The sequence below is a fragment of the Buchnera aphidicola genome (assembly GCF_900128725.1).
In the GTDB taxonomy this organism is placed as follows: domain Bacteria; phylum Pseudomonadota; class Gammaproteobacteria; order Enterobacterales; family Enterobacteriaceae; genus Buchnera_F; species Buchnera_F aphidicola_K.
The window spans coordinates 131,600-145,159 of record NZ_LT667500.1 but is presented as its reverse complement, the minus strand read 5'-3'; the positions used below and the strand labels follow the sequence as shown (position 1 = coordinate 145,159).

Annotated in this window: 11 protein-coding genes; 4 read left to right on the top strand and 7 right to left on the bottom strand. The window is 28.3% G+C overall.

Annotated elements, in window-relative coordinates; all coding sequences use genetic code 11:
* Nucleotides 1–285: 285 nt before the first annotated feature.
* On the top strand, nucleotides 286–822 hold the full coding sequence (locus tag CINFORN2912_RS00620) for a nucleotide exchange factor GrpE (RefSeq protein ID WP_075433736.1): 537 nt from the start codon (nucleotides 286–288) through the stop codon (nucleotides 820–822).
* A gap of 66 nt (nucleotides 823–888) precedes the next feature.
* Here CINFORN2912_RS00620 and ung read toward each other — a convergent pair whose 3' ends face one another.
* Nucleotides 889–1,578 (bottom strand): uracil-DNA glycosylase, encoded by a 690-nt coding sequence (gene ung / locus CINFORN2912_RS00615; protein WP_075433735.1) that lies wholly within the window; start codon nucleotides 1,576–1,578, stop codon nucleotides 889–891.
* A 197-nt stretch (nucleotides 1,579–1,775) separates the two neighbouring features.
* Between ung and CINFORN2912_RS00610 the strand changes: the two genes are divergently transcribed.
* Together CINFORN2912_RS00610 and gyrA are read left to right on the top strand one after the other, a co-directional pair.
* Nucleotides 1,776–2,369 carry a peroxiredoxin gene (locus CINFORN2912_RS00610; protein ID WP_075433734.1) on the top strand — a complete coding sequence of 198 codons (594 nt, stop codon included), beginning with the start codon at nucleotides 1,776–1,778 and terminating at the stop codon, nucleotides 2,367–2,369.
* A gap of 345 nt (nucleotides 2,370–2,714) precedes the next feature.
* Nucleotides 2,715–5,213, top strand: coding sequence for a DNA gyrase subunit A (gyrA, locus tag CINFORN2912_RS00605; RefSeq protein ID WP_075433733.1), 2,499 nt, complete (start codon nucleotides 2,715–2,717; stop codon nucleotides 5,211–5,213).
* Between the two features lie 89 nt (nucleotides 5,214–5,302).
* Here the strand turns inward: gyrA and pta are convergent, their stop codons facing one another.
* The 5 genes from pta to prfA all read right to left on the bottom strand — a co-directional run bounded on the left by pta (nucleotide 5,303) and on the right by prfA (nucleotide 10,513).
* Nucleotides 5,303–6,289, bottom strand: a complete 987-nt coding sequence (pta, locus tag CINFORN2912_RS00600; protein ID WP_075433732.1) for a phosphate acetyltransferase — start codon at nucleotides 6,287–6,289, stop codon at nucleotides 5,303–5,305.
* A 99-nt stretch (nucleotides 6,290–6,388) separates the two neighbouring features.
* Nucleotides 6,389–7,594: an acetate/propionate family kinase gene (locus tag CINFORN2912_RS00595; RefSeq protein WP_075433731.1), complete on the bottom strand. Its 1,206-nt coding sequence runs from the start codon at nucleotides 7,592–7,594 to the stop codon at nucleotides 6,389–6,391.
* Nucleotides 7,595–7,705: 111 nt separating this feature from the next.
* Nucleotides 7,706–8,515 carry a tetratricopeptide repeat protein gene (locus tag CINFORN2912_RS00590; RefSeq protein WP_075433730.1) on the bottom strand — a complete coding sequence of 270 codons (810 nt, stop codon included), beginning with the start codon at nucleotides 8,513–8,515 and terminating at the stop codon, nucleotides 7,706–7,708.
* 61 nt (nucleotides 8,516–8,576) lie between these two features.
* A complete protein-coding gene (gene prmC / locus CINFORN2912_RS00585) occupies nucleotides 8,577–9,419 on the bottom strand; it encodes a peptide chain release factor N(5)-glutamine methyltransferase (RefSeq protein WP_075433729.1) in 843 nt (280 codons plus the stop codon).
* A 23-nt stretch (nucleotides 9,420–9,442) separates the two neighbouring features.
* Nucleotides 9,443–10,513, bottom strand: a complete 1,071-nt coding sequence (gene prfA, locus CINFORN2912_RS00580; RefSeq protein ID WP_075433728.1) for a peptide chain release factor 1 — start codon at nucleotides 10,511–10,513, stop codon at nucleotides 9,443–9,445.
* Between the two features lie 244 nt (nucleotides 10,514–10,757).
* Between prfA and CINFORN2912_RS00575 the strand changes: the two genes are divergently transcribed.
* Entirely contained in the window at nucleotides 10,758–11,702 is a 945-nt protein-coding gene (locus tag CINFORN2912_RS00575; RefSeq protein ID WP_075433727.1) for a ribose-phosphate pyrophosphokinase, read from the top strand.
* 361 nt (nucleotides 11,703–12,063) lie between these two features.
* Here the strand turns inward: CINFORN2912_RS00575 and CINFORN2912_RS00570 are convergent, their stop codons facing one another.
* Complete coding sequence (locus CINFORN2912_RS00570; protein ID WP_075433726.1) at nucleotides 12,064–13,527, bottom strand: NADH-quinone oxidoreductase subunit N; 1,464 nt, start codon at nucleotides 13,525–13,527, stop codon at nucleotides 12,064–12,066.
* Nucleotides 13,528–13,560: the final 33 nt, after the last annotated feature.

Sequence of the window (13,560 nt, the reverse complement as noted above, 5' to 3'; positions counted from 1 at the left end):
ATTTAATAACAATCACAATTGTAAGGAGAAAATCTGGTCCTCAAGAATTAATTAAATATACAATTCTTGATATAAAGGATATATATTAAAATAAAGACTCGCATTTCATTTAAAATATTTTTTTACATAAATAGTTGATCTTGTAAATGACTTTTCTTATATTTCATTCGCAACTTTTACTAAACTTCTTAAATTTTATAAAAATATATTAATTTATCTATTTCTTTTTAAATAATTGTTATGCTTAATGCATTCTCAATTATACTCACTTTGTTGGACGTTGTTATGAAAGAAAATAAAAAACACAATCAAACTAATGACAATAAAAAAGATAATATTGAAAAAAAAGAAAAAAAAAATTCTTCTATTGTTAAAAAAATAGAAGAAAAAATTGTTTCTTGTAAAAAAGAAAAAAAAAATATACGCCTAAGATATTATGCTGAAATAGACAATTTAATAAAAAAAAACAAAAAAGAAATAAAAAACATTAAAAAACAGCTATTTAAAGAATTTCTGAAATCTATATTTCCTGTTATTGATAAAATTGACTATTTGGTGCGCAACTCTCATCACACACATGTATCTCAGAATTCTGTCCTAGAAGGAATAAAGCTAACGCAAAACATATTTGAAAAAAGCTTAAAATCCTGGAGTATAAAAAAAATAAATCAAATTAACGTTCCCTTTGATTCTCAAATACATAATTTAAAATCAAATCAAGAGAGCGATATTGCGCAAAATAAAAAAATAATTAAAACTATCATTCAAAATGGGTATATTTTTAAAAAAAAAATAATTAAAAAAGCTATTGTAGGCTTATAAAGAACCTCTTTTTTTTTTGTTTTTTTTTTAACTATAAAAAATATTTATTTTTATAAAAACCAATATTTAATATTTCATATTTTTAAACCAATTAATAGGACTTTTGTTTTGACGCTTTAACAAAATATTTGTTTTTAGAAAATGTCTGCATCCAAAAAAACTTCGATAACATGATCGCGGAGATGGATGCGACGCTTGTAATATAAAATGTTTTTTTTGATCAATAAGATACTGTTTACTTCTCGAAAAAGATCCCCATAATAAAAAAACTACACCTGAACAAACATCGCTAATTAATTGAATTACTTCATCGGTAAAAATCTCCCACCCTATTCCTCGATGCGACCCCGGAAGACCCTCTGAAACAGTTAGAATAGAATTTAATAAAAAAACTCCTTGTTCTGCCCACGATTCTAAACAGCCGTGCATTTTTTGTGTATTAAAAATTGAAAAGTTATTTTTTAATTCTTGAAAAATATTCTTTAAAGATGGAGGAAGCCGTATCCCGCGAAGAACAGAAAAAGACAACCCGTGAGCTTGACCAAAACGGCAATATGGATCTTGACCTAAAATGACTACTTTAACGCCTAACAAAGGGGTTAACAGAAAAGCATTGAAAATCATTTTTTGTTCCGGATATACATTAATATTTTTTCGAATAAATTTTACTTTCTTTAACAACTGCATAAGATTTTTTTGTTTTTTTTTTTTTACAAAAAAATTTCTCCATGATGTAGGAGAGCGTAAATTTGTCATAATCACTCCAAATTAAATCATTATACCTGAATCAAAAAAAAGATAATAACAGAATTATTATGCAAATAATAAATTATATATAGAAAATAATAAATATAATATATTATGTTTCTATAAAAATATGGTATAGTATAATATACGTTATTTTTATTATTTATATTTAAATATATTTCTTAGTATATGCAGGAGAATAAAAAATGGTTTTAGTATCTAAAAAAGCTCCAAATTTTCTAGCATCAGCTGTTTTAAAAGACGGAAAAATAGTTAATAACTTTGATTTCACGCAATATTCTAACGGAAAAACAGCAGTATTATTTTTTTGGCCTATGGACTTTACTTTTGTTTGTCCCTCAGAAATAATTGCATTTAATAATTTATATCATGAATTTAAAAAAAGAAAAGCATGTATTCTCGGTGTTTCTATTGATTCAGTGTATGTTCATCAAGCATGGAGAAATACTCCCCCAAAAGATGGCGGTATTGGAAAAATAAATTTTCCTATGATTTCAGATATCACAAAAAGTATTCAAAAATCTTATGGAGTCGAACATAGTGAGCTATCTGTAGCTCTAAGAGCTTCCTTTATTATAGATCACTTAGGTATTATAAGGCATCAATCCATAAATGATCTACCAATTGGGCGCAATATCCAAGAGATTCTTCGTATCATTGACGCATTGCAATTTTATGAAAAATTTGGCGATGTATGTCCAGCTAATTGGGAGCCAGGGAAAAAAGCTATGCGAGCAACAGCTGAAGGAGTAAAAAAATATTTATCGGAAAATTTTTAAAATAAATCATTAAAAATAAAATAAATTATATATTATTGTTAATCAAATAATCTTTAAAACCGAGTATATATTATGACCGGTTTTAATGTGTATCCTTACTATAGCTCAAGATAACTACCACAATATAAATAAAAATTATTATAAACATACGCTTAACTCGCAAAAAAACACATTTAAGAAGCCAATATTTTATATAAAACCAGCAACAATTAGGCTCAATAAAGAATTATACTTTTTTTGATTATTTTTTTTTTCTTCATATAAACGGAAAATGATTTTTTGAAAAAAAATATCATATAGCTATTTTGACTATAATAAACATTATATTATTGAGATATTAAATTAATGAAAGATCTTGCAAGAGAAATCAAACAAGTCGATATTGAAAAAGAATTAAAGAGATCGTATCTTGATTATGCAATGTCGGTAATCATTGGCCGAGCTTTGCCGGATGTAAGAGATGGATTAAAACCGGTTCATAGAAGAATATTATTTGCTATGAGCATATTACATAATGAATGGAATAAACCTTATAAAAAATCTGCTCGTATTGTAGGAGATGTAATAGGAAAATATCACCCTCACGGCGATTCAGCAGTATATGACGCAATAGTTCGCATGGCTCAATCTTTTTCATTGAGATACCCTTTAATTGATGGTCAAGGTAATTTTGGATCTATTGACGGCGATTCCGCTGCCGCAATGAGATATACAGAGATACGTATGTCTAAAATAACCCATCAAATGTTAAATGATTTAGAAAAAAAAACAACCAACTTTGTTTTAAATTATGACGGAACAGAAAAAATACCAGAAATTTTACCAACTCAATTTCCAAATTTGCTAATCAACGGATCTTCCGGTATTGCTGTAGGAATGGCAACCAATATTCCACCACATAATTTAAAAGAAATTATTAACGGTTGTATTGCCTATCTTAAAGAACCTTGTATTTCATTAAAAAAACTTATGACGTATATTCCTGGACCTGATTTTCCGACATCTGGAATTATCTATGGAACACGAGGCATTAAAGAAGCGTATAAAACGGGTAAGGGGAAAATATTAATTCGATCTAAACACTTTATTGAAAAAAATAAAAAAACTAAAAAAGAATCTCTAATTGTTCATGAACTACCCTATCAAGTTAATAAAGCAAGATTAATTGAAAAAATTGCTATCTTGGTTAAAGAAAAAAAAATAAACGGCATAACCGGTATACGCGATGAATCAGATAAAGATGGCATGAGAATAGTTATTGATATCAAAAAGGATTTTATTACTAATATTGTTTTAAATAAACTATATTCACTCACATCTCTTCAAACATCTTTTGGAATTAACATGGTTGCCTTGTCATCCGGTCAACCAAAACAATTGAGCCTAACAGATATTATTAAAGAATTTTTGCAGCATAGAAAAGAAATAATTATTAGAAAATGTTTATTTAAACTCAAAAAGTTTACAAAAAAAATACATATCTTAGAAGGTTTTTCTATTGCATTAAAAAACATCGATAAAATTATTAGAATTATAAAGATATCAAATAATAATTTGATCGCAAGAAAAAATTTAGAAAAAATAAAATGGACAACAAATATATCTTTAAACGATCAAAACAACCTTAATACTCAAATCATAGACTTCCATTTTAGTAAAAAACAAGCATTAGCTATTTTAGATATTAAGCTCAATAAACTTACTACATTAGAAAAATCTAAAATTAATCAAGAACTGCACCGCTTGATCAAAAAACAAATTACGCTAAAAAAGATATTATCTCACTCACATAAAATCAAAAAAATTATTGAAAAAGAACTACTAAAAATAAAAGAAAATTTTTCAGATACCAGAAGAACAGCGATTATTAAAAAAACATCCGATCTTCATATAGAAGATATGATCATTAAAGAAACCGTAGTAGTCACTTTATCTCACTCGGGGTATGTAAAATATCAACCTATTTCTGATTATAATGCCCAGAAAAGAGGAGGGAAAGGAAAATCTGCCGCTAAAACCAAAGAAGAAGACCGAATAGAAAATTTATTAGTTGCAAATTCACTGGATACAATTCTATGCTTTTCAAGCAGGGGTTTATTATATTGGATGAAAGTATATCAATTACCAGAAGCTAGCAGAAATGCACGAGGAAAACCGATAATTAATTTACTTCCCTTAACCCAAAAAGAACGAATTACTGCTATTTTGCCTATCACGGAATATAAAGCTTCTATTAATATATTTATGGCTACTACTTTAGGGTATGTAAAAAAAATACCATTAAATCAATTTCAAAAACCAAGAAATTCTGGAATTATTGCTATTCATTTAAGAAAAAATGATGAATTAATAAGTGTTGCTCTTACTAATGGTAACGATAATATATTAATATTTACCTCGCAAGGAAAAGTAGTTCAATTTTCCGAACAAAAGATCAGAAAAATGGGTCGAACAGCGTCGGGAATTCGGGGAATAAAAATTATTAAAAATGATCGATTAGTTTCTCTTATCGCGCCAAATAAACTGGATGATATTCTTATCGTTACAGAAAACGGATACGGTAAAAGAACTAAAATTAATCAATTTCCCATCAAGTCACGCGCTACTAAAGGAGTTCTTTCAATTCGTTTAACTCCAAAAAACGGAATTGTCGTAGGAGCTATACAAGTACACCATAGTCACCAAGTAATGATCATCACAGATGCGGGCACCCTTGTTCGCCTCAGAGTATCCGAAATTGCAGTCTTAAAAAGAAATACCCAAGGAGTAATTTTAATCAGAACGACAAAAAAAGAAAAAGTAGTAGGTTTACAGAACCTATCGCCTTCCCTCTTAGGATCATAGAATTACTATTCTAATAGAAAATAATTATAATAGTAATTTTATGAATTATATTTTAAAAAACAGTTAATATAATTTTTTAAAATTTTTTACTAAAAGGATTGAATTACAGTCATGGCCGTAGTATAAACAATATCGTCAATGGACGCTCCACGAGATAAATCATTTACTGGTTTTTTTAAACCTTGCAAAATTGGCCCAATAGATATAATTTGTGATGCCTGCTGTACTGCTTTGTACGTGATATTTCCAGAATTTAAATCTGGAAAAATAAGTACCGTAGCATTACCAGCTACATCCGAATTGGGTAATTTAATTTGAGCAATTTCTGGTGAAATAGCTGCATCGTATTGCATAGGTCCGTCAATTAATAACTGAGGGCAAGAGTTTTTTGCTATTTTCACCGCTTCTCGAACCCTATCTACTGATTTTCCGGATCCTGAAGATCCTGTAGAATATGAAAGCATAGCTACTTTCGGTAATATACCTATAGCAGTAGCGGTATTTGCAGACTGTATAGCAATTTTAGCTAATATCGCAGAATCTGGATATCTGTTGATTGCGCAATCACCATAAACCAATATTTGATTAGAAAATAACATCAAAAATACTGAAGATACGAATGGATCTCTACAATTATGCTGCAAAAGCTGAAAGGCAGGTCGTATGACGTCGGCTGTTGTACGATTGATACCGGCAACTACCCCATCTGCATCCCCGCTACTCAACATTAGAAGAGATAATATCACATTGTCGTATAATAGCTGAAGAGCTTGATGATCACTCAGTACTTCCTTTTTCTTTCTTAGACCGATTAATTGGCGCACATATTTTGAACGAATCCTACTAGGATCAATAATTAAAATGTTGTTATCTAAATCAATATGATTTCGACGCGATAGCTCTTGAATATATTTTTTCTCTCCCAGCAAAATACATTTAGAGATTTTTAATGTACTACATATTGAAGCTGCTTTTATAATTTTTAAATTGCTCCCTTCTGGAAAAATAATTGTTTTAATATGGCTACAAGCTTTTTTTTGTAAAAATAACTTAAATTCTTCTGAGTAATTTTTCATAAAAAGTTTTACTGAAATAATAGTGGATAATTAAAAAAAATAAATTCTGAAATAAATTCAAGAAACAGAAAATATTTTTTCAAGTAGAAAATTTTAGTATCATAAATTTTTTAATAATGCATAAGTTTCTTGTGCAATCATTTGATTTTCATTAGCAGGTATAACTAATATAGGTATACTTTTTGAAGAGTGTATCCTTCTATTCTTTAGACCATGAATCGAATTTTTTTCATTATCTATGAAACAGCCCAATAGAGATAATTTCTCTACTACTTTTTGTCGAACAAAGCTAGAATTTTCTCCAATCCCGCCAGTAAACACAACAGCATCTAGTTTTTTCGGCATTGAGGTAAAATATCCTCCAATATATTTAGATACACGATTACAAAAAATATCAATAGATAATTTAGCTCTCTTGTTAGTAAAATAATTTCTTTCTAACTCCCTAAAATCACTCGTTAAAGCGCTAATTCCTAATACTCCGGACTTTTCGGTTAATATTTTTTTTACTTCTTCAAGAGGTATGCTTAACTCAGTAACCATATAAAAAATTATATACGGATCAATATCACCACATCTCGTGCCCATTGCCAAGCCCTCTAACGGCGTTAAACCCATAGAAGTATCTATTGATTTACCTTCTACAATAGCTGTAATAGAAGAACCGCCACCTAAGTGGCAACTAATGATATTTAATCGATCAATAGATTTTTTTAACATTAGTGCGCATTGGTGTGTTATGTACAGATGATTAATTCCGTGAGCTCCGTATCTTCGAATAGCGTGATTACTATAAAAATAATAAGGAATAGCATATAAGAAAGATATTTTTGGCATAGTTTGGTGAAAAGAAGTATCGAATACAGCCACATTACAGTTTTTTAATTTTAATATTTTTTGTAAAGAAACTTTTATACATAACAAGTGATAAGGATTGTGAAGCGGGGCAAAAATAGATGCTTTCTGAATACTTAGCAAAACTTGATCATTAATAATCATTGATGTTTTTATATTCTGTCCACCATGAACTACTCTATGCCCAATACCAATAAGGCTGTCTAAATAACTTTTATATCTCTTAGATAAAAGATCGAAAATTAGAACAATTAATTGTTCGTAAACTTCTATTTTACCAAATCGTTGTATGGTTTTTTTATGAAGTACAAAATCTTGGATTGATAATACTACCACGCCCTGAATAGTCTCAACTATCCCTTGAATCAGGGAAATTTTTTTAATAGGATTAATAATAGAAAATTTAACTGATGAGCTTCCACAATTTAATACTAAAATTACTTCCTTCATAATAACATATCTCTTTATATTTAATTTTTATGCCAAACAACAATTATAAAATCACCACAATGCAGAATATCTAAAAATATAAAAAGAAAAACCCTAATAACCCGAGTTCAATTAATGAAAAACAATTTTTTTCTGTTCAATTGCATGCATTTGAATTTTTATAATATCACTTACAGGATCATCGGGACATTGTTCAATAAAATATAACAAATCTGACATCGCTACATGATAACAACTTAATTGAGAAAAAATTAACCCTCTGTCTCTAATCTCGTACGGATCCTTAGGTTTTAATGTTAGCAAAATATTGCTTACACTCAAAGCTAATTCTATATCTTTCTCTTCAATTAAAGCTATCTTCAGCATCTCTAAAATTTTTTTTATAATAGCTAACGGTTGAGATTCTTGTAAATAATTTATATGTAATACAGCAGCTGGGCTAATATTTCCCTTTAACCATGTTTCTAAAATATGTTCATTTACTATGTCTCCGTTAATAGGATTAATATAAAATTTTTTTTTTTCCGAATCTATAAATGTTAAAATTAATTGGGTCGGAAAAATTATAGGAACTACCGATACTTTCAATAGATGAGCTATATATAAAAATAAAATACCTAAAGAATAAGAGTTTCCGTAATTAGATAAAAAAACTTTATTTAACCATAGCATTTCAGATAATTTATAAGCTTGACAAGAATCACTGAATCTCCATTTTTTATAAAATAGTGCTAATAATCGTTTTAACTTCTGAACTTCTTCTAATTTTTCTGGAATCTCTAAAAGAGCCTCGCGTGACTTATTTTGACATATGTCCATCATTTCTTTTTCAGAGACGTCATCACGAATTTGAGCGGTAATTTTAATAACCGCTTCACATATTGATATCTTAGAAAAGTCAATATTATTTAAATCTATCATATATCATCCTAAATATTTTAAAAGCAAAAATATATAAAAAAATAAAATTTATTTTACAATATTATTTTCCTCTATTCAAATAACCATAAGTTACTCTATATCGGTGAGAATAATCTTGTATAGAAAAAATATTTACAAAAAAATTGTTCTTGAAGATCAGTCGAACGCGCTGAGTTTGTTTATAACAATGCTCTACATATACCCACCCTCCATCCGATCGAAGATATAAAAATGCATTTTTTATAACATGCTGTATGCATTCTGTACCGTAGTGACCTGAGACTAAAGCATTATATGGTTCATAAAACAGCTCCGGTAAAAAATTAGAAAAATCTTGTTCCGATAAATAAGGGGGATTACAAACGATAATATGAAATTTTTTTAAAGGCACGTTTGAAAACCAGTCGCTATATATAAAATTAACATTTTTAATATTTAATAAATTAGCGTTATATCTAGCTATCGCTACTGCTTTTAAATTATTATCTACGCCTATAATATTACACTGAGAACACTCTGAGGCCAAGGCTAAAGCTATAGCTCCACTACCAGTGCCTAAATCTAGAATAATTTTTCTAGAAGAAGAAGCTTTTAGTAAAACCTGTTCTACTAAAATCTCTGTATCCGGCCTAGGAATCAATACATCAGAGGAAACAAATAAAGAAAAGGACCAAAATGACTTTTTTCCTATAATATATGCAATGGGTTCACCTAACATCCTCCGACACAAAAAACTATTTAAAATTAAAAAATCATTACTTTTAATTTTTTTGTTTTGACTATAAAAAAATTCTTTTCTTGATAATTTTAATCCATGACATAGTAATATTTCTCCATCTATTTGAGGCGTTTTACTTCTAAATAATTTGTTTTTAGCATATGATAACCACTCTGAAACATTCATGATACACCATCAATCTTATTTAATTAAATTGTCAGCAATAAATCTGCCTGATGTTCTTGTAAAAGCGGTTCTATTAATAAATCTAGCTTACCAGATAGAACTTCATTTAAACGATAAATAGTTAAGTTAATACGATGATCAGTAATTCTATTTTGTGGAAAATTATACGTTCTATTTCGATCAGATCTTGATCCTGTCCCTAACAGATTTCTACGCATCAAGGAATTTTCTAATTCTTTTTTTGCTCGCTCTTCTGAAGAAATTTTAGCCGATAATACCGATAGTGCTTTTTCTTTGTTCTTATGTTGAGACCGCTCATCCTGACATTCTACTACATGACCCGTCGGAATATGAGTAATTCGTACAGCAGAGTCGGTTGTATTCACATGCTGACCTCCGGCCCCAGAAGAACGGAAGGTATCTATTTTTAGATCTACTGGATTTAAAATAATTTTTTCTGTATGAAGAATTTCAGGCATAATTGCTACAGTGCATGAAGATGTGTGTATCCGTCCCTGTGACTCTGTTAAAGGAACGCGCTGCACTCTATGCCCTCCAGATTCAAATTTTAGGCGCCCGCACGCCCCAATACCTATCACTTTTAATATAATTTCTTTATAACCTCCTTGCTCACTACCGTGCATATTAATTACTTTAACCTTCCAAGAATTAATGTCAGCATACCGCATATACATTTTACATAAATCTCCGGAAAAAATAGCCGCTTCATTGCCTCCGGTAGCAGCCCGAATTTCAATAAAACAACTGTTTTTATCATAAGGATCAACAGGTAACAATAATTTTTTAATTTTTTTCTCAATATCTTTTTTTTTGCGTAACGCTACATCCATTTCCTCTTCAGCTAATTTACTAATTTCTGGGTCTCGCAATAATAACTGAATATTTTTTATTTCTGTTCGTATTAATAACCAAGAAGCAAAAGTTTCATTTAGATCAAACAATTCAGATTTTTCTTTAGATAACTTTAAAAATTCTTCTTTATTAAATTCTGAATAATTATTGGATAAAATCAACTCTAACTCTTTATACCTTTTTATTAATGTTTTTAATTTCATGATTATTGACTTTTTCATAATATAAACCTTTTCTATTCGCAAAAAAGAAATATAGAAAGATAGATAAATAGCTAAACTAATCTATAATTAGTTGGATATTACAATTAATAAAAATTAATGGCATTAAAAACCTATTTTTAAGAAAAATACTATTTTTAATTATGGTTAAATTTAAAAATTAATTCAAATATATACACGCTTTTTAAATAATAAAAAATATTTATAATTGCACTTATATGCATAATAATATAAAAGGACCGCCATGGAAAACATAAAATTATTTTCTGGAAATGCTGTTGCAAAATTGTCAAAAAAAATTGCTAATTATTTGCAAGTCCAGTTAGGAAACGCAACCGTGAGCAAATTTAGCGACGGAGAGATTAGCGTACAAATCAACGAAAACATCAGAGGATCGGATGTTTTTTTAATACAATCTACATGCTCACCTACCAACGATAATTTTATGGAATTAATTATTATGATTGACGCGCTCAGAAGAGCATCAGCTGGACGTATTACGGCAGTAATTCCATATTTTGGTTATGCTAGACAAGATAGGAGAATTAGGTCTTCCAGAGTACCGATTACCGCAAAAGTTATTGCTGATTCTTTATCTAACGTAGGAGTAGATCGAATTTTAACAATTGACTTGCATTCTGAACAAATTCAAGGATTTTTTGATATCCCGGTAGATAATATATTTAGTACTACTATTTTGTTAAATGATTTATTGACCATTAAATTTTTCAATCCAATCTTTGTATCACCTGATATGGGCGGCATTATTCGTACAAGAGCGATTGCGAAACTATTATATGATTCAGACATGGCAATTATTGATAAAAGAAGGCCTAGTATTAATGTTTCTCAAGTTATGAACATTATTGGGATAGTAAAAAATAGAGATTGCATTCTAGTTGACGATATCATCGATACAGGAATTACATTGTGCAAAGCAGCTAAAGCATTAAAAAAAAATGGAGCACGCAAAATTTATGCATATGCCACTCATCCTATTTTTTCTGGCCTCGCTCACCACAATCTCCAAAAATCACACATAGATGAAATCATTATCTGTGACACCATTCCTTTGTCTGCAAAAATAAAATTTTTAAAAAATATACGAGTCCTATCAGTATCGAAAATACTCTCAGAAGCTATTCGACGAATTAATCAAGAAGAATCAATTTCAGAAATGTTTTTTTAATCCCCTCACAATAATATTTAAATAACGAATAAAACCATTATTTACATTAAATAAAAATACAATTAAAAAAAAGAATTACTGAAAGGTTCACCAAAACTTTCACATACTTTTAAAAATATTATATTTATAATAACTAATATGTTTGAAAAATAATAAATGTTGGAAAATATTCCAACATTATATTATATACTTCTTCTTTATTTTTACTGTTTTAAATAACAAGAACTATGTTTATTTTATATGAAGGCATAAAAAATAAAATCTGTTACATATTATAATTCTAGAAAACGTAAATATCTTTATTGACCGCGAATAAAATAACAAAAATATTTATTCAAAAATCTGCTTAGCAGGGATTTTATTAAATAAGCACATGAATAAAATTCGGAAAAAACCCTAATATTATTAATATTAAGCTAATACATATAATTAATAATTTCTGCAATCTATAAATAAAATAATTATTATTAATTGTTAATTTGGTATTTTCGTCAATTGGCTTGTTGTACAAGCTAAACATTATTCTCAAATAACTCTGCATACCTATCATGCTGCTAACCATTATCAGCGCTGTCAATAAAAAATATTTTTTTTGCATTAAATACTTAAAAATAAAAAATTTTCCCCAAAATCCAAATGTAACCGGAAAACCAGATAAAGATAGTAAAATTATAGTCAGTGCAGCTCCCAAAATACAATCTCGACGAAATAATCCGGTGAACGAATTTCCTGCAATATTGCTATTCAAATTAGCTAATGTATTGAAATCAACAATACTTTTAATGCCAAAAAAACCAATTAACCCTAACGTATAACTAATTAAATATATATATATATGTTGACTAACCAACGCATAGTCTTTACACGAGCTATTGAGTAATATTATGAGTAAAAAACCTAAATTAGAAATAGAAGTATATCCTATTAATCTCTGTATATTATCTTGCATAATAGCCGCTATATTGCCAAATATAACAGAAAATAAAGAAACAATATTTAATATTAAAAACAAAGGGTATATTTTATTTATATAAGGAAAATAATTAAATATATGTATTAAAAAAGAAAAAATGGAAAGCTTAGTGACTGTAGAAAAAAAAATTAACGAACAAGAACTAGAGTTCTGATATATATCCGGAGACCAAGTATGCAAAGGAAATAATGATAATTTAAAAAAAAGTGATAAAAAAATTATACAAATTCCTAACAACAGAATATTTCCCATCATAATAGAAGGATAATATAAAAAAAAATATGATAAAAAAGAAAAACAAAGCCTACCTGTCGCAAAATACACAAAAGAAAATCCTAGTAATAATAAAGCTGATGAAAAAATAGATAATATCGTATAAATCATTACCGAAAATAAATTTTTTTCTAATTTTGAAAAAAAAGATAAAATACCTAATACAGGCAAAAATAATAATTCCAATCCAAGGAATAAAGTAAAAAAATGAAAAGATATTGCTACTAAGATTCCCCCAATGGTAGCCAATAAAATAAAAAAATAAAACTCTATAGCAGCAGTGTCATCATAAGTTAGCCATGAACAAGAAAATAAACAAGTACATAAACTAGATATTAATAACATTAATATCCAGCGATAAGCATGCTGATCTAATCTAATAAACTCAGAAAAATAGTGTAGCAATAAATGCTTAGAACACAAGACAGAAAATATACTTAAGAGTATAGCAGAAATAACAACTATAGCACCTAAACTAGTCTTGTTATCAAAAAAAGAAATAAAAAAAATTATTATTATAGAAATAATTAATATTAAAATTGGCAATATTGGCAGAATATTATTTAATAAACTAATCATAATTTTATTACCTAATAATTAAAGCAGATATAC

Coding starts and splice junctions, on each gene's coding strand:
- CINFORN2912_RS00595 (WP_075433731.1), bottom strand. CDS start 7,594: ATGAAGGAAGTAATTTTAGTATTAAATTGTGGAAGCTCATCAGTTAAA.
- CINFORN2912_RS00610 (WP_075433734.1), top strand. CDS start 1,776: ATGGTTTTAGTATCTAAAAAAGCTCCAAATTTTCTAGCATCAGCTGTT.
- CINFORN2912_RS00590 (WP_075433730.1), bottom strand. CDS start 8,515: ATGATAGATTTAAATAATATTGACTTTTCTAAGATATCAATATGTGAA.
- CINFORN2912_RS00620 (WP_075433736.1), top strand. CDS start 286: ATGAAAGAAAATAAAAAACACAATCAAACTAATGACAATAAAAAAGAT.
- prmC (WP_075433729.1), bottom strand. CDS start 9,419: ATGAATGTTTCAGAGTGGTTATCATATGCTAAAAACAAATTATTTAGA.
- CINFORN2912_RS00575 (WP_075433727.1), top strand. CDS start 10,758: ATGGAAAACATAAAATTATTTTCTGGAAATGCTGTTGCAAAATTGTCA.
- ung (WP_075433735.1), bottom strand. CDS start 1,578: ATGACAAATTTACGCTCTCCTACATCATGGAGAAATTTTTTTGTAAAA.
- pta (WP_075433732.1), bottom strand. CDS start 6,289: ATGAAAAATTACTCAGAAGAATTTAAGTTATTTTTACAAAAAAAAGCT.
- prfA (WP_075433728.1), bottom strand. CDS start 10,513: ATGAAAAAGTCAATAATCATGAAATTAAAAACATTAATAAAAAGGTAT.
- CINFORN2912_RS00570 (WP_075433726.1), bottom strand. CDS start 13,527: ATGATTAGTTTATTAAATAATATTCTGCCAATATTGCCAATTTTAATA.
- gyrA (WP_075433733.1), top strand. CDS start 2,715: ATGAAAGATCTTGCAAGAGAAATCAAACAAGTCGATATTGAAAAAGAA.